The following is an 18,115-nucleotide window of genomic DNA, read 5'->3' on the forward strand; positions in this document are numbered from 1 at the left end:
AAAATGGCGCGAGATTATACAGCGATCCGCGCCTTTTCGATGCCCGTCGCGATGCCGAATATCAGCTCGTACCATGGCCCGCCTGCAACGGATCGCCGTGGTGGCACGGCGATCCGTTGCGCACCGGCGATCAGCCGCGGTAGTAGCGTTGCGGCACGAACGGTGTCTTGGACACTTTCATCGGCACGCGCTTGCCACGCACCACGGCCCAGACCTCGCTGTCGAGCGCAGCATGGCTACTGGCGACATAACCCATCGCCAATGGCGCGCCCAGGCTGGGACCGAAGCCGCCACTGGTGACCTGGCCGATCGGGCTGCCATCGGCATCGACGATCTCGGCACCTTCGCGTACCGGCATGCGGTCCTGCGGCAATAGGCCGACGCGCTTGCTCGGCACGCCGTCGCGCTGCTGGGCGAAGATGCGCTCGGCACCCGGGAAGCCGCCGGCCCGCGCGCCATCGGCGCGGCGTACCTTGGAGATGGCCCACAGCAGGCTGGCATCGATGGGGGTGGTGGCGCTGCTCATGTCGTGGCCATACAGGCACAGGCCGGCTTCCAGGCGCAGCGAGTCGCGCGCGCCGAGGCCGATCGGCTGGACTTCCGGCTCGGCCAGCAGGGCGCGGGCGAGCTGTTCGGCGGCGACCGCCGGAACGGAAATCTCGAAACCGTCCTCGCCGGTGTAGCCGGAGCGGCTGACATAGCAGTCGATGCCGGCCACGGCGACCCGCGCGAAGTTCATGAAGGTCATCTTCGTCACGTCCGGCGCCAGGCGCGCCAGCACGTCGACGGCGCGCGGTCCCTGCAGGGCGAGCAGCGCGCGCGACTCGAACAGCGATTCGATCTCGCAGCGGTCGCCGATGTGTTTGCGCAGATGGGTAAGGTCCTGCTCCTTGCAGGCGGCGTTGACCACCAGGAACAGCCGGTCGTTGCCCAGGTTGGCGACCATCAGATCGTCGAGGATGCCGCCGTTCTCGTCGGTGAACAGCGCGTAGCGCTGCATGCCCACCGGCAGGTCGATGATGTCCACCGGCACCAGGCTTTCCAGCGCGGCCGCGGCCTGCGGGCCGTGCAGCAGGATCTGGCCCATGTGCGATACGTCGAACAGACCGGCCTGCTCGCGGCAGTGCAGGTGTTCCTTGAGCACGCCCAGCGGGTATTGCACCGGCATGTCGTAGCCGGCGAACGGAACCATCTTGGCGCCCAGTTCCAGATGTAGGGCGTGCAGCGGAGTTTTTTCCAGGGACATTGCTCGTTCCTCAATATGAAGGAGCCGCAAACTTCAAACCGCACGCTGCAGGGTGAAACCGACGCTTCACCTGCCGCCGCCGATGTCAGCTTGCCGCTGCTTTTTTCAACATTCGATGATGTTCACGGCCAGCCCACCGCGGGCGGTTTCCTTGTACTTGCTCTTCATGTCCGCACCGGTCTGGCGCATGGTGCGGATAACCTTGTCCAGCGAGATGAAGTGATGACCGTCGCCACGCAGCGCCAGGCGCGCGGCGTTGATCGCCTTCACCGAGCCCATTGCGTTGCGCTCGATGCACGGCACCTGCACCAGCCCGCCGACCGGGTCGCAGGTCAGGCCGAGGTTGTGTTCCATGCCGATCTCGGCGGCGTTCTCGACCTGCGGCGGAGTGCCGCCGAGCACCTCGCACAATGCTCCGGCGGCCATTGAACAGGCCACGCCGACCTCGCCCTGGCAGCCGACCTCGGCGCCGGAAATCGAGGCGTTCTCCTTGTAGAGGATGCCGATGGCCGCAGCCGTGAGCAGGAAGCGCTCGACGCCCTCGATGTTGGCGCCCGGGATGAAGCGCATGTAGTAGTGCAGCACTGCCGGCACGATACCGGCCGCGCCGTTGGTGGGCGCGGTAACCACGCGTCCGCCGCTGGCGTTCTCCTCGTTCACTGCCAGCGCGTAGAGGTTCACCCAGTCCACTACCGACAGCGGGTCGCGCAGGGCGGCCTCGGGGTTACCGCTCAGCTGGCGGTACATCGCCGCCGCACGACGCTTGACCTTGAGCCCGCCGGGCATGATGCCCTCGTTGTGGCAGCCGGCTTCGACGCAGTCCTGCATGACCTGCCAGATGCGTTGCAGGCCGTTGCGGGTTTCCTCGTCCGGGCGCCAGGCGCGCTCGTTCTCGCGCATCAGCGCGCTGATCGACAGACCGTGCTCGGCGCACAGCGCCAGCAGTTCGGCGCCGCTGCGGAACGGGTAGGGCAGCGGAGTACTGTCCTCGACGATGCGATCAGCACCGGCAGCGCTGTCGTCGACCACGAAGCCGCCGCCCACCGAGTAGTACTCACGCGAACGCAGCTGCAAGCCAGCGGCGTCGAAGGCACGAAAGATCATGCCGTTGGGATGGTATGGCAGCGGCTTGCGGATCAACGCCAGGTGTTCCTTCTCGACGAAGCGGATCGGCCGCTCGCCGCCCAGTTTCAGCTCGCCGTTGGCGCGGATCGTCTCCAGGCGCTGCGGGATCAGCGCAGTGTCGACCCGCTCCGGCAGTTCGCCTTCCAGGCCGAGCAGCACGGCCTTGTCGCTGCCGTGGCCTTTGCCGGTGGCGCCGAGCGAGCCGTACAGCTCCACCCGCACGCTCGCCGTGGCGGCCAGCAGATCGTCGCGACGCAGGCCGTCGACGAAGCGCACCGCGGCGCGCATCGGGCCGACGGTGTGCGAACTGGATGGCCCGATGCCGATCTTGAACAGGTCGAAAACGCTCAGGGACATGGCATGTACTCCAATTGCGGGAGCCGTACCAGCGGCCCGCGCAATATCGATGGCCTGGTTATTCAACATAGACGGGGAACGTCGCGCAGAGGTCGGTGACCTGGCCTTTGACGCGCTCGATCACCGCCGGATTGTCGATGTCATCGAGGATGTCGCAGATCCAGCCGGCCAGCTCGCGGCACTCGCCCTCGCCGAAACCGCGCGTGGTCACCGCCGGCGTGCCGATGCGGATGCCCGAGGTCACGAATGGCGACTGCGGGTCGTTGGGCACGGCGTTCTTGTTCACCGTGATGTGCGCGCTGCCCAGCGCGGCGTCGGCGGCCTTGCCGGTCAGTCCTTGGCGGATCAGGCTGACCAGCATCAGGTGGTTGTCGGTGCCGCCAGACACCACGTCATAACCGCGGCCGACGAAGACTTCGGCCATCGCGCGGGCGTTCTGTACCACCTGCGCCTGGTAGTCGCGAAAGCCCGGCTCCAGCGCCTCCTTGAAACACACCGCCTTGGCGGCGATCACGTGCATCAGCGGGCCGCCCTGGGCGCCCGGGAATACGGCGGAGTTGAGCTTCTTCTCGATCTCCTCGTTCTTCTTCGCCAGGATCAGACCACCACGCGGGCCGCGCAGGGTCTTGTGGGTGGTGGTAGTGACCACGTCGGCGAACGGCACCGGGTTGGGATACAGCCCGGCCGCGACCAGTCCGGCGACGTGGGCCATGTCGACGAACAGGTAGGCGCCGACCTTGTCGGCAATCGCGCGGAAACGGGCGAAATCCAGCACGCGGGAATAGGCGGAGAAGCCGGCGACGATCATCTTCGGCTTGTGCTCGACGGCCAGGCGCTCGACCTCGTCATAGTCGATCAGGCCCTGCTCATCGATACCGTATTGCACGGCGTTGTACAGCTTGCCCGAGGAGGAAACCTTGGCGCCGTGGGTCAGGTGGCCGCCGTGGGCCAGGCTCATGCCGAGCAGGGTGTCGCCGGCGTTGAGCAATGCCAGGTACACCGCGCTGTTGGCCGAGGAGCCCGAATGCGGCTGGACGTTGGCGTAGTCGGCGCCGAACAGCTCCTTGGCGCGGTCGATGGCCAGCTGCTCGACCACGTCGACGTACTCGCAACCGCCGTAGTAGCGCTTGCCCGGGTAGCCTTCGGCGTACTTGTTGGTCAGGCCGCTGCCCTGAGCCTGCATGACTTGCGGGCTGGTGTAGTTTTCCGAGGCGATCAGCTCGATGTGGTCTTCCTGGCGGCGGTCTTCGGCCGCGATGGCCTGGGCCAGCGCCGGGTCGTACTGGGTCAGCGTTAGGTTTTTGTGGAACATGTTCTTCACCTCTTGTAGGGAGCGGGCGCGACGAGGGTCGCGCCTCGAATCAGCGGTTCGCGCCTTCAGCGCTCGAAGGACACGGCCGCCTGCATACGGCGGCGGGCGAAATATTCACGGGTGAGCTTGACCACCACCGGGCTGAGCAGCACCAGCGAGATCAGGTTGGGGATGGCCATCAGGCCATTGAGGGTGTCGGCGACCAGCCAGGCGAAGTCGAGCTGGGCGACGGCGCCGAAGGGAATCGCCACGACCCAGAGCACGCGGAACGGCAGGATCGATTTGGTGCCGACCAGGTACTCCCAGCAGCGTTCGCCGTAGTAGCTCCAGCCGAGGATGGTGGTGTAGCTGAACACCACCAGCGACAGCGCCAGTACGTACTGGCCGACGCCCGGCAAGGCGGTCTCGAAGGCCGCGCTGGACAGTGCCGCACCGCTGGCGCCGCTGGTCCAGACGCCGGTGGTGAGGATCACCAGTGCGGTCATCGAGCAGACGATGATGGTGTCGATGAAGGTGCCCAGCATGCCGATCAGCCCCGAGCGCACCGAGCAACGGGTGGTGCCGGCAGCCTGCGCGATACCGGCAGTGCCCAGGCCCGCTTCGTTGGAGAAAATGCCGCGCGCCACACCGAAGCGGATCGCCGCCATCACCGCTGCGCCGGCGAAGCCGCCGGTAGCCGCTGCCGGGTTGAAGGCGTGGTCGAAGATCAGGGCGAAGGCGCCCGGGATGGCCTGATAGTTCAGTGCCAGCACGGTCAGCGAAGCGACGACGTAGCCGACGCACATGAACGGCACCAGCATCTCGGCGACCTTGCCGATGCGCCGGACGCCGCCGAGGATCACCATTCCGGTGACGACCATGGTCGCCACGCCGGTGGCCCAGTCCGGAATGCCGAACGAGCCCTGCAGCGCGTCGGCCATGCTGTTGACCTGCACCATGTTGCCGATGCCGAAACCTGCCAGGCCGCCGAACAGCGCGAAGGCGCCGCCCATCCAGGCCCACCGGCTGCCCAGGCCGTTCTTGATGGCGTACATCGGCCCGCCGACATGCTCGCCGCGCTCGTCCTTCTCGCGGTAATGCACGGCCAGAACCACTTCGCAGTATTTGGTGGCCATGCCCACCAGCGCCGTACACCACATCCAGAACACCGCGCCGGGGCCGCCGAGGAAGATCGCCGTGGCCACGCCCGCGATGTTGCCAGTGCCGACGGTAGCGGCCAGACAGGTCATCAGCGCCTGGAACGGGCTGATCTCGCCGGATTCGTCATCGTCCTTGTGGCGCCCTTTCCAGAGCAGGGCGAAGCCGGCCGGGATGTTCAGCCAGGGCATGAATTTCAGATAGATCATCAGGAACAGACCGGTGCCGAGGATCAGCACCAGCATGGGTACGCCCCAGACAAGGGCATTGATGTCGTTTACCAACGTATTGAGGGTTTCCATAACTACTCCAATCTTGTTTTTATTTGGTAGCCGGTTATTGGCGTGGCCCGGAGGCGGTGGGTGCTTGTGGCTCCCGTGTTGTTATGGGTACGGATTGGTAGTGAGGACACTGGCCGGCGTGCGGCGGGGGATCGCCCCGCCCGCAGGCCGGCTTCCGGTCGAGGCCGGGGGCGCGTCAGTCCTGATAGGCCTCCATCGGTGGGCACGAGCAGACCAGGTTGCGGTCGCCGTAGACGTTGTCGACACGGGCCACGGGCGGCCAATACTTGCTGTCCACCGCGGTCTTGCCGGGGTACACCGCCTGCTCGCGGCTGTAGGGGTGCGACCACTGGCCGGCCAGTTCCGCCGCGGTATGCGGCGCGTTGGTCAGCGGATTGTCGGTGCTGTCCAGCTCGCCGTTTTCCACCGCGCGGATTTCCTCGCGGATGGCGATCATGGCGTCGATGAAGCGATCCAGCTCCTCCTTCGACTCGCTCTCGGTCGGCTCGATCATCAGCGTGCCGGCCACCGGGAAGGACATGGTCGGCGCGTGGAAGCCGAAGTCGATCAGGCGCTTGGCCACGTCGTCCACCGAGATACCGCTGCTGTCCTTCAGCGGGCGCAGGTCGAGGATGCACTCGTGCGCCACCAGGCCGTTGCCGCCGGTGTAGAGCACCGGGTAGTGCTCCTCCAGGCGCCGGGCGATGTAGTTGGCGTTGAGGATCGCCATCAGCGAGGCCTGCCGCAGGCCTTCACCGCCCATCATGCTGATGTACATCCAGGTGATCGGCAGGATGCTGGCGCTGCCGAACGGCGCGGCGCAAACGGCACCGTCCTTGCGCTCCATCCGATCATGCCCCGGCAGGAACGGCGCCAGATGCGCCTTCACACCGATCGGGCCGACGCCCGGGCCGCCGCCGCCGTGCGGAATGCAGAAGGTCTTGTGCAGGTTCAGGTGCGAAACGTCGCCGCCGAACTGGCCCGGGGCACACAGGCCGACCATCGCGTTCATGTTGGCGCCGTCGATGTACACCTGGCCGCCGTGCTGGTGAACGATGGCGCAGATCTCGCGGATGCCTTCCTCGAATACACCGTGGGTCGAGGGGTACGTGATCATCAGCGCGGCGAGCTGAGCCGCGTGCTGCTCGGCCTTGGCGCGCAGGTCGGCGATGTCGACGTTGCCGCGGCTGTCACAGGCCACCACCACCACACGCATGCCGGCCATGTTGGCGGTCGCCGGGTTGGTGCCGTGGGCCGAGGAGGGGATCAGGCAGACGTCGCGCTGGTCATCGCCGCGGCTCTGGTGATAGGCGCGGATCGCCAGCAGGCCGGCGTACTCGCCCTGCGAGCCGGCGTTGGGCTGCAGCGAGACGGCGTCGTAGCCGGTGGCGGCGCAGAGCATGCGCTCCAGGTCGTCGGTCAGCTGGCGGTAGCCCTGGCTCTGCTCGGCCGGCGCGAACGGGTGCAGGTTGCCTAATTCCGGCCAGGTGACGGGGATCATCTCGCTGGCAGCGTTGAGCTTCATGGTGCACGAGCCCAGCGGGATCATCGCGCGGTCCAGCGCCAGGTCCTTGTCCGACAGTTTGCGCAGGTAGCGCATCAGCTCGGTTTCGGAGTGATAGCGGTTGAATACCGGGTGCTGCAGGATCGCCGACTGACGCAGCAGGCCCTGCGGCAGTCTGGTCGCGCTGCTGGCCAGCGCATCGAAGTTCGGCAGGCTCTGGCCCGGTTGGGCGAAGACTTCCCACAGACGCTCGACCGCAACGCGATCGGTGGTTTCGTCCAGCGACAGGCCGATGCGCCCGGCATCCACTTCGCGCAGGTTGATGCGCATGTCGCGGGCCTGACGGTGCAGCTGCGCGGTGCGCTCGCCCGTGGCGAGGGTAAGGGTGTCGAAGAAGCTCTGCTGCTCGACGGTAACGCCCAGCGCACGCAGACCCTCGGCGAGGATCACGGTCAGCTGGTGTACCCGCCGGGCGATCTGCGTGAGGCCGCGCGGGCCGTGGTAGACGGCGTACATGCTGGCGATGTTGGCCAGCAGTACTTGCGCGGTGCAGATGTTGCTGGTGGCCTTCTCGCGGCGGATGTGCTGCTCGCGGGTCTGCATGGCCAGGCGCAGTGCCGGCTTGCCGTGACGATCCACCGAGAGGCCGACCAGCCGGCCCGGCATGTCGCGCTTGAACGTGTCGCGGGTGGCGAAGTAGGCGGCATGCGGACCGCCGAAGCCCAGCGGCACGCCGAAGCGTTGCGCACTGCCGAGCGCGACGTCGGCGCCGAATTCGCCGGGTGGAGTGAGCAGGCACAGCGCCAGCAGGTCGGCAGCAACTGCCACCAGCGCCTTGGCGTCATGGAAGCGCTCGACCAGTGCGCGGTAGTCGAAGATGTCGCCGTTGCTCGCCGGATACTGCAGCAGGGCGCCGAAGTACAGGCTGACATCCGCCAGCTCGCGCTCGTCGCCGACCACCACTTCGATGCCCAGCGGCTCGGCCCGGGTGCGCAGCACGTCGAGGGTCTGCGGGTGGCAGTGCTGCGAGGCGAAGAAGGCCGTGGCGGCCTTGTTCTTCGACAGGCGCTGGCAGAAGGTCATGGCTTCGGCGGCGGCGGTGGCCTCGTCGAGCAGCGACGCGTTGGCGATCTCCATGCCGGTGAGGTCGCTGATCAGCGTCTGGAAATTCAGCAGCGCCTCCAGGCGACCCTGGGAGATTTCCGGCTGGTAGGGCGTGTAGGCGGTGTACCAGGCCGGGTTTTCCAGCAGGTTGCGCAGGATCGGCGCCGGCGTGTGAGTGCCGTAGTAACCCTGGCCGATATGGCTGGCGAACTGCTGGTTCTGCGCGGCGATGGCCTTGAGCCGGGCCAGTGCCTGGGCTTCGCCGAGGCCAGCGCTCAGCTCGAGCACGCTGGTGTCCTTGATGCTGTCGGGGATCACGCTGGCACCGAGCGCCTCCAGCGAGTCATAGCCCAGCTGCTGCAGCATGGCAGCGGTATCGGCCGCACGCGGGCCGATGTGACGGCCAACGAATTCGTTGGCGGTGTCGAGGGGGAAAGGCTTGTTCATCGGGCCTCCTCAGACATCGTCGCTGGCGTTGAGCAGGCGGTCGTAGGCGGCCTGGTCGAGCAGATCGGCCACGGCGCTGGCGTCTTGCGGGCGGAAGCGGAAGAACCAGCCATCCTGCAGCGGCGAGCTGTTGACCAGCTCCGGACTGGCTTCCAGCGCGGGGTTGACCTCGACGATCTCGCCTTGCAGCGGCATGGCGATATTGCTGGCGGCCTTCACCGACTCCAGTACCGCGACCTCGTCCCCGGCGGCGTATTCCTGCAGCTCTGGCAACTGCACGAAGACCACATCCCCCAGCGCCTCCTGGGCGAACGGTGTGATACCCACGGTGACCAGGCCGTCGCTATCCAGTCGCAGCCATTCGTGATCGGCCGTAAAACGCAATTCGCTCATGGGTGAACTCCTGACTCTTGTTAGGGGCCCGCGACAATCCGCAGCGGGTGGAAAGGCTCGTGCGTTGCAGCGAGCGATTACCCTGATCAGAGCAAGGACAATGCCTGATTTGAAATATCCTTATAAATCAGCAGCTTGTCTAATTCGTGAGTAAGCCGTCGTGATCGATCTGGAGCGATTTCGATACAGCTGAGGCGACATAGCGCACGCCAGCGTGCGCAGACGGTCGCTTTGATGCTTTGTAACGATTTCATTCCGTTTGTAGCGAAATCGAAACAGCTGCCGAATCAACGCAGCATGGCGCTGAGCGGGGCGATTGGCGAGCGCTTACCGGGAGGGAATGCCGTACTTGCGCAGGCGCATGGCGATGGCCGTATGCGAGGTGCGCAGGCGCGTAGCCAGCAGGCGGCTGGAGGGGTAGCTGGCGTAGAGCGTTTCCAGCAGTTCGCGCTCGAACTGGCTGACCGCTTCGCTGAGGCTGCCGACTTCCTCGGTAGGCACGGCGGTGGTGGTGCAGGCGATGTCCAGATCGCTGATCTCCACTGCGCTGCCTTCGCAGATCGCCGCGGCGCGGAAGATCACGTTCTGCAATTGCCGCACGTTGCCCGGCCACTGGTTGGCCAGCAGCGCCGGATAGGTGGCCGGCACCAGGCGGCAGGGCGTGCGGCGAATCTGCGCGCAGGCCTGCTCGAGGAAATGGCGGGCCAGCTGCAGGATGTCCTCGCCACGCTCGCGCAGCGGCGGCACCGCGAGGGTGAGCACGTTGAGGCGGTAGAACAGGTCTTCGCGGAAGTGGCCTTCGTCGACCATGCGCTGCAGGTCGCGGTGCGTCGCGCTGAGGATGCGCACGTCCACGCGGATCTCGCGCTCGCCGCCGACGCGACGGAAGCTGCCGTCGCTGAGAAAGCGCAGCAGCTTGGCCTGCAGATAGGGCGACATCTCGCCGATCTCGTCGAGAAATACCGTGCCCTGGTGCGCCAGTTCCAGCAGGCCCGGCTTGCCACCGCGTTGGGCGCCGGTGAAAGCGCCGGGCGCATAGCCGAACAGCTCGCTTTCGGCGAGGTTTTCCGGCAGCGCCGCGCAGTTCAGCGCGAGGAAAGGCGCGTTACGCCGCGCGCTCAGCGTGTGGCAGGCACGCGCCACCAGCTCCTTGCCGGTGCCGGTTTCGCCCTGAATCAACAATGGCGCATCCAGGCTGGCGACACGCAGCACGCGCGCCTTGAGGGTGCGCAGCGGCGGCGAATCGCCCAGCAGCGCATCCAGACCTTCGGCGTGGTCATGATGCAGCGCTGCCAGGCGGCCGCCGATACGGTTCGGTGTGTAAAGCGTCAGCAGCGCGCCGGCCAGCTGATGCGCACCCGACAGGTCGGGATCGCTGATGGGCATGGCGTCGAGCAGCAGCGACTGGCCTTCGAGCGTGACCTCGTGCATCGGCAGGCGAAAGCCATGCGCCACCAGATTGCTGTGCAACTGCGCATCGCCGAACAGCGCGCTCAACGGCTGGCCCTGCGGATCGTGGCCGGCCAGCTCGATCAGCGCGGGGTTGGCCAGCAACACCTGGCCGCTGGCATTCACCGCCAGCACCGGATCGGGCATGGCGGCGAGCAGCGCATAGAGCTGCAGGTTGCGTTGCTGGCCCGGCAGGAGGTCGACCACCTCGACCGCGCGTACACCCCGCACGTTGAACAGCGCCTCGCGCAGTTCTTCGAGTACCTCGGCACTGAGCGCGGGCGCGTCGATATAGACATGCGGTGGAATCATCTCCACCGCATCGAGGTTGAGGTTGCGTCCGCCGAGCAGCGCAAGAACTTCCTGGGTGATGCCGACGCGATCGATGAAGGTGACGTGGATGCGCATGGGTGAGCCGGAGCGATTGCGGGAGAGAGCAAGTATGCCGCTATTCGCCGCGCCTCACACGCGGGCGAACGGAGCGCTATTTCGACAGGAAGGTCGGCTCGGTCAGGGGCAGCGACTCGGCCTCCAGGCCCAGGCGCTGCGCGTCGGACAGGTCGCGAACCGCCTCGCGGGCGGCCACGCCGGCGTTGGCGCGATATTCACTCGGGGTGCAGCCGACGAGCTGTTTGAACGCCCGGGCGAAGTAGGACGGATCGCGAAAGCCGGCCTCGTAACCGATGGTGGTGATGGACATCCGGCTGTTGTCGAGCCGGTCCTTGGCCAGTTCCAGGCGCTTGCCCAGCACGTACTCCTGGTAGCAGACGCCGTGCACGTCCTTGAACAGGCGGCTGAAGCGCGAGGGCGTCATCCCGCACAGCTGCGCCAGGTCTCGCTGGTCGATGTTTTCGCACAGGTGCTGGTCGATGTAGTGCAGCGCGCGGGCGAGCGACTGGTGCTTCTGGTGATCGGCAGTCAGACGGATGCTGGCCGGCAGGTCGGGAAAGTGCTCGCTGGGCGTCTTGCGGTTGCCGCCCTCGGGCTGCTGGCGCAGCTCGCAGAGCTGTTGCAGTGCCTGGCGATAACGCTGCAGCTCGGCTGCTGACAGCGGCAGGGTGAGGTACTCCCAGACCCGCGAGCGCATCGCCCACACCGCCAGCTCCTCGGAGTGCTGCACGGTGAACATGGTGATCGGAATCGATGGCGCGGCGCGCTTGACCTGCTGCAGCTGGTTCAGGCCGAGCACGTCGGGGCGATCGTAGTGCATGCAGATCATGTCGATCCGGCGGTTGTGCGGGCTCGCGACGAGGCTGTGGCTCTGTAGCAGACGGCATTCGGCGAACGGGGTGAACTGTTGCATCAGCGTCGCGGTACTGCGGTCATGGGACAGGTCGAGCCAGAGCAACAAAGGAAGGGTGGGCGAGTTTGACTTCTGCACAGACTCAGCTCTTGGTTGTACTTGTTCGCAGAGAGTATTGGCGATGCGCCATCAGTCGCTAGGAATCGATTCTGCTAAACGCTGCGCTAGATGGCTATTTGCCGTTATGAGTGCGCGAACGCTTCCCATCCGCCCCGCCAACGTCGCCAGAGGGCGCCAACCAGAGCGTTTGCGGCGTCTGGAAATTGAGTCCTAGTGACCCGCAACGGAGTCCTAACCGCGTAGTGGCACTCTGACTATCTTCCACCTCGAGCGGCGCACGAAGCGTCGCCAGCTGTTGAACCGATATTCCTCAGTGAGGTGAGCGAAATGACCATTCAAACGATCAAGCGCGCAGTGCTGAAGTTCGCGAAGGACGAAGACGGGCTGACCATCGTGGAGTATGCGGTGGCGGGTGGGTTGATAACGGTGGCGGTAGTGGCCTCGTTCATAGCGCTGGGTGGAAAAGTTGACACAACGATTCAGTCGTTGTGTCAGGCGGTGAACAAGAACGTGGCCTGTTAGTTGTCGTGGTCTCGACGAGAACGGAGGCAACACGATGCCATCCACGCCGATAGCCTCGCTTCTGATCCTCTATGGATTGATCGGGATCGCCGTGGTCAGCGACCTGCGCCACCACCGCATCCCCAACCTGTTGATCCTGACTGGTTTGGCGCTGGGACTGGTCGGGCAGCTGTTCAGCGGGGGGCCGGGCGGGCTGGGGCAGGGGCTGCTGGGGGGATTGATCGGCTTCGGGCTGTTTCTGCTGCTGTACGCCGTGGGCGGTATGGCGGCCGGTGATGTGAAGCTGATGGGGATGGTCGGGGTGTTCCTGACGCCCGCACAGGCGCTGGGGGCGACCGCCGCCAGCCTGATGGCCGGCGGCCTGTGCGGGCTGGCTCTGGTGGTCTGGCGCGGGCAGTTGCGCCAGACGCTGGGGCGCTACGGACTGATGCTGCGCACCCAGACCTACCTCGCCGCGGTGCCGGGCGAGGTCGCCGGCCAGCCGTTTCCGTACGCCATCGCAATTCTGCTGGGCACGCTCGCCAGCAGCCTGTGGTTCCACTTCAACTAGCGCGGGAGGCCGCCATGTACGCCGTCAGCGATAGCGATGCCTACCCGAGCGAGCGTGAAACGGTGCAGCGCCTGGCGCCGCAGCCGCGCACCATCGCCGAGACCGGGCTGAGCGACCAGCTGCTCGTCGATCTGCTGTGCAAGCACCTGCACGAAGGCGGCGCGCTGGACATGGCGCGGCTGGTCGACCGGCTGGCATTGCCCGGCACCGTGCTGGAGGAAGTGCTGGGCCTGCTGCGCAAGGATGGCCGCATCGAGGTGCTCGGCCAGCACAACGGCCAGGCGCTGCGCTACGGTCTAACCGAGCGTGGCCGTAACGCTGCGCGCGACGCGCTGGACCGCGGCGGCTACATCGGTGCCGCGCCGTTTCCGGCGAGCACCTATCGCTCGCTGGTCAAGCTGCAGACCGTCCACCACGCACGAATCGACGCCGAGAAGATGCGCGCGGCCTACAGCGGCGTGGTGCTCGCCGGCGAACTGCTCGACCAGCTCGGCGTGGCGGTGAATTCCGGCCGCGCGATCATGATCTACGGCCCGGCCGGTACCGGTAAAACGTACATCAGCGGCCGCCTGATACGGCTGTTCAGCGAAGCGATCTGGGTGCCGCACGCCATCGCCGTCAACGATGCGGTGGTGGAAATCTACGACCCGCAGATTCACCAGCGTCTGGATGAACCCGGACAGAACAACCTGCTGCTCAACGAAGGCATCGACCGGCGCCTGCTGTGCTGCATGCGCCCCCTGGTGGCCTGCGGTGGCGAACTGAGCATGGAACAGCTGGACGTGCGCTACGACCCGCTGAGCCGGCGCTTCCTGGCGCCGCTGCAGCTCAAGGCGAGCAACGGCCTGTTCATCATCGACGACCTCGGTCGCCAGCGCATGCCGCCGGCCGAGCTGTTCAATCGCTGGATCGTGCCGATGGAGGAAAAGCGCGACTTCCTCAACCTCGGCGGCGGCCGCCAGTGCGTGCTGCCGTTCGACCTGATCCTGGTGTTCTCCACCAACCTCAATCCGCTGGAACTGGCCGACGAGGCCTTCCTGCGGCGCATCGGCTACAAGCTGCGCTTCAGCTACCTCAAGCCCTCGGAATACCAGGGCATCTGGCGCCAGGAGAGCGAGCGCCTGGGCATCGGCTTCGATCCGCAGCTGCTGCGCTACGTCCTGCGCGAACTCTACGAGGCCGAAGGCATGCCGCTGGTGCCCTGTCACCCGCGCGACCTGCTGGGCATGGCGCTCGATCGCCAGCGCTACGTCGGCGCCAGCGGCCCGCTGACCCCGGACGACCTGCACTGGGCCTGGCAAAACTACTTCGTTCAGCTCGATTACCTCGAATAAGGAGATGCAGACATGGGCTCACGTACCCTCACGCTGATCGCGCTGTCGCTGTTGCTCGGTCTGGGCGCGGTCTGGATGGCCAACAACTGGCTGAGCGCCCGGCTCGACGCCGGCACCACCGACAACACCCAGAACGTGGTGGTGGCCACCACCGAGATTCCCTTCGGGCAGATGGTCGAGGCGCAGCACGTGACCCTGGTGCGCATGCCCAAGGGCACCGTGCCGGACGACTCCTTCGCGACCACCGAGGAGGTGATCGGCAAGATCGCCACCTTCGGCATGCTGCGCGGAGATGTGCTGCGCGGCGCGCGGCTGGCCGAGCACCTGGGCGGCAGCACGCTGGCCTCGCTGATCGCCACCGACAAGCGCGCGGTATCGGTGCGCGTCGACGACGTGGTAGGGGTGGGCGGCTTCCTCCTGCCGGGCAACCGGGTCGATGTGCTGGCCACCAAGCGCAAGGGTAGCGGCGACGAAGCCGAGGCCAAGACCATCCTCGAAGACCTGCGCGTGCTGGCCGTCGACCAGACCGCCAGCACCGACAAGACCCAGCCGGTGGTGGTGCGCGCGGTCACGCTGGAAATGACTTCCGAGGAAGCCGAAGAGCTGGTCAAGGCCATGACCGAAGGGCGCCTGCAACTGGCGCTGCGCAACCCGCTGGATAACCAGAAGAAACCCGTCGCCGCCGCGCCGGCCGCGGCTCCCGTGGCCGTGGCGCCGAAACCGGTGGTGCGCCGGCGCGCGCCGGCGGATAGCGGCGTGACGATCATTCGCGGCACCGAGGTGAACATGACGAAGGTGGGCCTGTAGGCCACCACCGCCAGCGACGCGCGGCCGCGACGGCCTGACATGCAAGGAGAGGGCTATGAAGAACATGCGCAGAGTGGGGGCTCTGGCCCTGATGCTGGGGAGCCTGGCGATGCTGTCCGGGCTGGCGGGCGCCGAAACCGTGCCGGCAGTACGCGCCACGCCGGCGGCCAATATCAGCGACGTGCAGGTGCCGATCTACAAATCGCGGGTGCTGACCACGCGCACGGCGGTCAAGCGTATCTCGGTAGGCAACCCGGCGATCGCCGACATTCTCATCACCAGCCCGACGCAGCTGTACCTGCTCGGGCGCTCGCTGGGCAGCACCAACGTGCTGCTGTGGGACGGCAACAACCGCCTGATCGACAGCCTCGATCTGGAGGTGGTGCACGACCTGAGCGGGCTCAAAGGCAAGCTGCATCAGGTGCTGCCCAACGAGCCCATCGAAGTGTTCAGCGCCCAGGGCGCGCTGGTGCTGCGCGGCCAGGTCAGCAACGCGGCGGCGATGGACAGCGCGCTGAAGCTGGCCGAGAGCTACGCCCAGCAGGCCACCAAGGACGATAAGCAGGGCGCGCCAGCCGGCGCCGCCGCTGAGCAGCCGATGCCGCTGATCAACCTGATGAGCGTCGGCGGCAGCCAGCAGGTAATGCTGGAGGTGAAGGTCGCCGAGATGCAGCGCAACCTGTTCAAGAACCTCAACGTGCGCTTCAACGCGTTGGACTTCGGTTCGTCCGGGCGCTGGTCGGGCGGGGGGTTCAACAATGGCGACGGGTTGGGCTTCGACGAGGACGGCCTGGTCAACCCGACCACGCTGTTCGGCGACGGCACCGGCATCTTCGGCCAGTTCCTGTCGGACAACTTCCTCTTCAACGTGGTGCTCGAAGCGGCCAAGGACAACGGCTCGGCCAAGGTGCTCGCCGAGCCGACGCTGACCACCCTGACCGGGCAGCAGGCGGAGTTCATCTCCGGCGGCGAATTCCCGGTGCCGATCACCGAGGACGACGGCATCACCATCGAGTTCAAGGAATTCGGCGTCGGCGTGAAGTTCCTCCCGGTGGTGCTGGATTCCGGGCGGATCAACCTCAACCTCAACGTATCGGTCAGCGAACTCTCCAATGCCAACTCGCTGGTACTCGACACCGGCCTGGAAAGCATCCTCGGCAACGGCGTCAATCAGGTCATTCCGTCGCTGACCAAGCGCAGCGCGCAGTCCACCGTCGAGCTGGGCAACGGCCAGACCATCGCCATCGCCGGCCTGATCAGCGAGAACACCCGCGACTTCGTCAGCCGCTTCCCCGGCCTGGGCGATGTGCCGGTGCTGGGCCAGCTGTTCCGCAGCCAGCAGTTCATCCACGGCGAAACCGAACTGGTGATCCTGGTCACACCGCACCTGGCCAAGCCGGTGGATGCGCGCACGGTACGCCTGCCGACCGAGCATTTCGTCGAACCCAGCGACGCCGAGTTCTACCTGCTCGGCAAGACCAAGGGCAGCACGCCGGGCCGCGCGGTGCCGGTGAGCCTGGGTATCAGCGAAGGCCGCTTCGGCCACGACCTCAAGTAACGGAGCCGCCACCATGAAAACCATCGTTCCGCTGTGCCTGTTCGCCCTGCTGGCCGGTTGCATTCCCTATCAGGAAGGCCGCGTCGGCCCGCTCGGCAGCTCGGTCAACGCCACGCTCTACCAGCAGATCGCCGACCAGCAGACCGCCGCCAACCCGGGTACGGCGCTGCCGGCGACCGGCTTCGACGGCCCGCTGACCGAGCAGGTGCTCGACGGTTACCGCGACGTCACCGGCGATGCCCGGCAGGTTGCGCAGCCGATCCAGATCAACCTGGAAAACTGAGGCCGGCGCCATGCACGCCTCACGCGCAATGCACTCGCTACCCAGGCACCAGCGAGGCTCGGTCATGGTGCTGGTCGTCCTGGCGCTGGCCGCGATCCTGCTGATGGCGGCGCTGGCGCTCGATGGCAGCCATATGCTGGTCAACAAGACACGCCTGCAGAACGCCGTGGACGCCGCCGCGCTGAGCGGCGCCAAGACGCTGCAGCAGGTCATGGGTTCGGGCAATGCCGGCACGCTGAGCCGCGATGCCGCGCTCGACACCTTCCGGCGCAACGCCGAGGCGGCCGGCAACCGCGAGCTGGTCGAGGCGGTGGGCAGTGACCTGGGCGGCTTCGTGCGCGTCGAGCTGGCGGCCAGCGTCTATGGGCCGTTCGCCTTCCCGGGGCCGACCGATGCCCGCTACGTGCGCGTGACCGTGGCCGAGTTTCCGCTGGCGCGTTTCTTCTGGGGAATGCTGTCGATGTTCGGCAGCGACGCGGACAAGCGCGTGGCGGCGGTCGCCACCGCCGGCCCCAGCCCGACCAGCCCCTGCAACATCGCCCCGCTGATGGTGTGCGGCAATCCCAGCCAGTACGACCCCGACGCCGGCCTCTTCTGGGGCTATCGCTTCGGCGGCCTGCAGGTGCTCAAGGGCGCGGCCGGCAATGACCCGGTTATCGGCCCTGGCAACTTCCAGCTGATCCGCCTGGGCGACAGCAGCGGCGGCGCGGATGTGCGCGAGGCGCTGGCAGGCGGTATCGAGCAGTGCAACAGCGTCGGCGAGTCGGTGGAAACCGAGCCGGGCAATACCGTCGGCCCGGTGTCGCAGGGCTTCAATACGCGCTTCGGCCAGTACGCCGGTGCGCTGTCCAACAGCGCCGGCCAATACCCGCCCGATCTGGTCACCGATTACAGCTCGCCGCGCATGACCTACAACGACAGCACCGGCAAGGTCGAGCACCAGGGCCAGGAAGTCAGCTCCCGCGATGGCGACCTGAGCACGCCGAGTACGGCGCTGCTGGATTACAACGACTGGCATCGGCGCGTGGCCGACTGCCCCAATGGCTGCCGCAGCGACGGCGTCTTCGAGCGGCGTGTGCTGAAGATCGTGGTGGGCAATTGCACCGGCAGCTCAGGCGGGCAGACCTCGGTGCCGGTGCTGGGGTTCGGCTGCTTCTTTCTGGTCCAGCCGCTGCCGACCGGTGCCGGCAACCAGGCGCAGATCTTCGGCCAGTTCATCCGTGAATGCGAAGGCGACAACGTGCCGGACATCGATCCGGTGGACGACGGCGGTCCGCAGATCATCCAGCTGTACAAGACCTACATCGATAACAACCGCACGCCGAGCAGCGATTCGTGAGGAG

Annotated in this window: 15 protein-coding genes; 7 read left to right on the forward strand and 8 right to left on the reverse strand. The window is 66.5% G+C overall.

The annotated features are described in order from the left end of the window. Window positions 1-130: 130 nt before the first annotated feature. The 8 genes from gcvT to HU825_RS13155 all read right to left on the reverse strand — a co-directional run bounded on the left by gcvT (window position 131) and on the right by HU825_RS13155 (window position 11,736). Entirely contained in the window at window positions 131-1,246 is a 1,116-nt protein-coding gene (gene gcvT, locus HU825_RS13120; RefSeq protein ID WP_008567596.1) for a glycine cleavage system aminomethyltransferase GcvT, read from the reverse strand. A gap of 105 nt (window positions 1,247-1,351) precedes the next feature. Then, on the reverse strand, window positions 1,352-2,728 hold the full coding sequence (locus tag HU825_RS13125) for an L-serine ammonia-lyase (RefSeq protein ID WP_043299004.1): 1,377 nt from the start codon (window positions 2,726-2,728) through the stop codon (window positions 1,352-1,354). A 58-nt stretch (window positions 2,729-2,786) separates the two neighbouring features. Further along, entirely contained in the window at window positions 2,787-4,040 is a 1,254-nt protein-coding gene (gene glyA, locus HU825_RS13130) for a serine hydroxymethyltransferase (RefSeq protein ID WP_077682461.1), read from the reverse strand. A 65-nt stretch (window positions 4,041-4,105) separates the two neighbouring features. After that, window positions 4,106-5,479: an alanine/glycine:cation symporter family protein gene (locus tag HU825_RS13135; protein ID WP_054094870.1), complete on the reverse strand. Its 1,374-nt coding sequence runs from the start codon at window positions 5,477-5,479 to the stop codon at window positions 4,106-4,108. Between the two features lie 175 nt (window positions 5,480-5,654). Next, window positions 5,655-8,513: an aminomethyl-transferring glycine dehydrogenase gene (gene gcvP, locus HU825_RS13140; RefSeq protein ID WP_234302185.1), complete on the reverse strand. Its 2,859-nt coding sequence runs from the start codon at window positions 8,511-8,513 to the stop codon at window positions 5,655-5,657. 9 nt (window positions 8,514-8,522) lie between these two features. Then, the gene (gene gcvH, locus HU825_RS13145; protein WP_008567590.1) at window positions 8,523-8,906 is read right to left on the reverse strand and encodes a glycine cleavage system protein GcvH; all 384 of its coding nucleotides are present in this window, start codon (window positions 8,904-8,906) and stop codon (window positions 8,523-8,525) included. Window positions 8,907-9,233: 327 nt separating this feature from the next. Next, window positions 9,234-10,763 (reverse strand): sigma-54-dependent transcriptional regulator, encoded by a 1,530-nt coding sequence (locus HU825_RS13150; RefSeq protein WP_043298998.1) that lies wholly within the window; start codon window positions 10,761-10,763, stop codon window positions 9,234-9,236. Window positions 10,764-10,839: 76 nt separating this feature from the next. After that, a complete protein-coding gene (locus tag HU825_RS13155; protein WP_043298997.1) occupies window positions 10,840-11,736 on the reverse strand; it encodes a response regulator transcription factor in 897 nt (298 codons plus the stop codon). 309 nt (window positions 11,737-12,045) lie between these two features. Here HU825_RS13155 and HU825_RS13160 point away from each other — a divergent pair, with 309 nt between their 5' ends. From HU825_RS13160 to HU825_RS13190, 7 genes are all read left to right on the forward strand, one after another. Continuing rightward, a complete protein-coding gene (locus tag HU825_RS13160; RefSeq protein WP_234302186.1) occupies window positions 12,046-12,240 on the forward strand; it encodes a Flp family type IVb pilin in 195 nt (64 codons plus the stop codon). Between the two features lie 34 nt (window positions 12,241-12,274). Beyond that, entirely contained in the window at window positions 12,275-12,790 is a 516-nt protein-coding gene (locus tag HU825_RS13165; protein WP_234302187.1) for an A24 family peptidase, read from the forward strand. 14 nt (window positions 12,791-12,804) lie between these two features. Then, window positions 12,805-14,124, forward strand: a complete 1,320-nt coding sequence (locus tag HU825_RS13170) for a DUF8689 domain-containing protein (RefSeq protein WP_234302188.1) — start codon at window positions 12,805-12,807, stop codon at window positions 14,122-14,124. A gap of 12 nt (window positions 14,125-14,136) precedes the next feature. Beyond that, window positions 14,137-14,931, forward strand: coding sequence for a Flp pilus assembly protein CpaB (cpaB, locus tag HU825_RS13175; RefSeq protein ID WP_043298990.1), 795 nt, complete (start codon window positions 14,137-14,139; stop codon window positions 14,929-14,931). 55 nt (window positions 14,932-14,986) lie between these two features. Next, window positions 14,987-16,489 carry a type II and III secretion system protein family protein gene (locus HU825_RS13180; protein ID WP_077682467.1) on the forward strand — a complete coding sequence of 501 codons (1,503 nt, stop codon included), beginning with the start codon at window positions 14,987-14,989 and terminating at the stop codon, window positions 16,487-16,489. Between the two features lie 13 nt (window positions 16,490-16,502). Continuing rightward, window positions 16,503-16,772, forward strand: a complete 270-nt coding sequence (locus tag HU825_RS13185; RefSeq protein WP_077682468.1) for a hypothetical protein — start codon at window positions 16,503-16,505, stop codon at window positions 16,770-16,772. A 64-nt stretch (window positions 16,773-16,836) separates the two neighbouring features. Beyond that, on the forward strand, window positions 16,837-18,111 hold the full coding sequence (locus HU825_RS13190) for a Tad domain-containing protein (RefSeq protein WP_234302189.1): 1,275 nt from the start codon (window positions 16,837-16,839) through the stop codon (window positions 18,109-18,111). The last annotated feature ends 4 nt before the right edge of the window (window positions 18,112-18,115 follow it).

Origin of the sequence: Pseudomonas phenolilytica (assembly GCF_021432765.1) — a bacterium.
Classification (GTDB): domain Bacteria; phylum Pseudomonadota; class Gammaproteobacteria; order Pseudomonadales; family Pseudomonadaceae; genus Stutzerimonas; species Stutzerimonas phenolilytica.

Excerpts from the sequence above, each read along its gene's own strand:
- HU825_RS13125 (WP_043299004.1), bottom strand. The coding sequence starts at position 2,728 with ATGTCCCTGAGCGTTTTCGACCTGTTCAAGATCGGCATCGGGCCATCC.
- gcvH (WP_008567590.1), bottom strand. The coding sequence starts at position 8,906 with ATGAGCGAATTGCGTTTTACGGCCGATCACGAATGGCTGCGACTGGAT.
- HU825_RS13150 (WP_043298998.1), bottom strand. The coding sequence starts at position 10,763 with ATGCGCATCCACGTCACCTTCATCGATCGCGTCGGCATCACCCAGGAA.
- HU825_RS13185 (WP_077682468.1), top strand. The coding sequence starts at position 16,503 with ATGAAAACCATCGTTCCGCTGTGCCTGTTCGCCCTGCTGGCCGGTTGC.
- HU825_RS13160 (WP_234302186.1), top strand. The coding sequence starts at position 12,046 with ATGACCATTCAAACGATCAAGCGCGCAGTGCTGAAGTTCGCGAAGGAC.
- cpaB (WP_043298990.1), top strand. The coding sequence starts at position 14,137 with ATGGGCTCACGTACCCTCACGCTGATCGCGCTGTCGCTGTTGCTCGGT.
- HU825_RS13135 (WP_054094870.1), bottom strand. The coding sequence starts at position 5,479 with ATGGAAACCCTCAATACGTTGGTAAACGACATCAATGCCCTTGTCTGG.
- HU825_RS13190 (WP_234302189.1), top strand. The coding sequence starts at position 16,837 with ATGGTGCTGGTCGTCCTGGCGCTGGCCGCGATCCTGCTGATGGCGGCG.
- gcvP (WP_234302185.1), bottom strand. The coding sequence starts at position 8,513 with ATGAACAAGCCTTTCCCCCTCGACACCGCCAACGAATTCGTTGGCCGT.
- glyA (WP_077682461.1), bottom strand. The coding sequence starts at position 4,040 with ATGTTCCACAAAAACCTAACGCTGACCCAGTACGACCCGGCGCTGGCC.
- HU825_RS13170 (WP_234302188.1), top strand. The coding sequence starts at position 12,805 with ATGTACGCCGTCAGCGATAGCGATGCCTACCCGAGCGAGCGTGAAACG.
- HU825_RS13165 (WP_234302187.1), top strand. The coding sequence starts at position 12,275 with ATGCCATCCACGCCGATAGCCTCGCTTCTGATCCTCTATGGATTGATC.
- gcvT (WP_008567596.1), bottom strand. The coding sequence starts at position 1,246 with ATGTCCCTGGAAAAAACTCCGCTGCACGCCCTACATCTGGAACTGGGC.
- HU825_RS13180 (WP_077682467.1), top strand. The coding sequence starts at position 14,987 with ATGAAGAACATGCGCAGAGTGGGGGCTCTGGCCCTGATGCTGGGGAGC.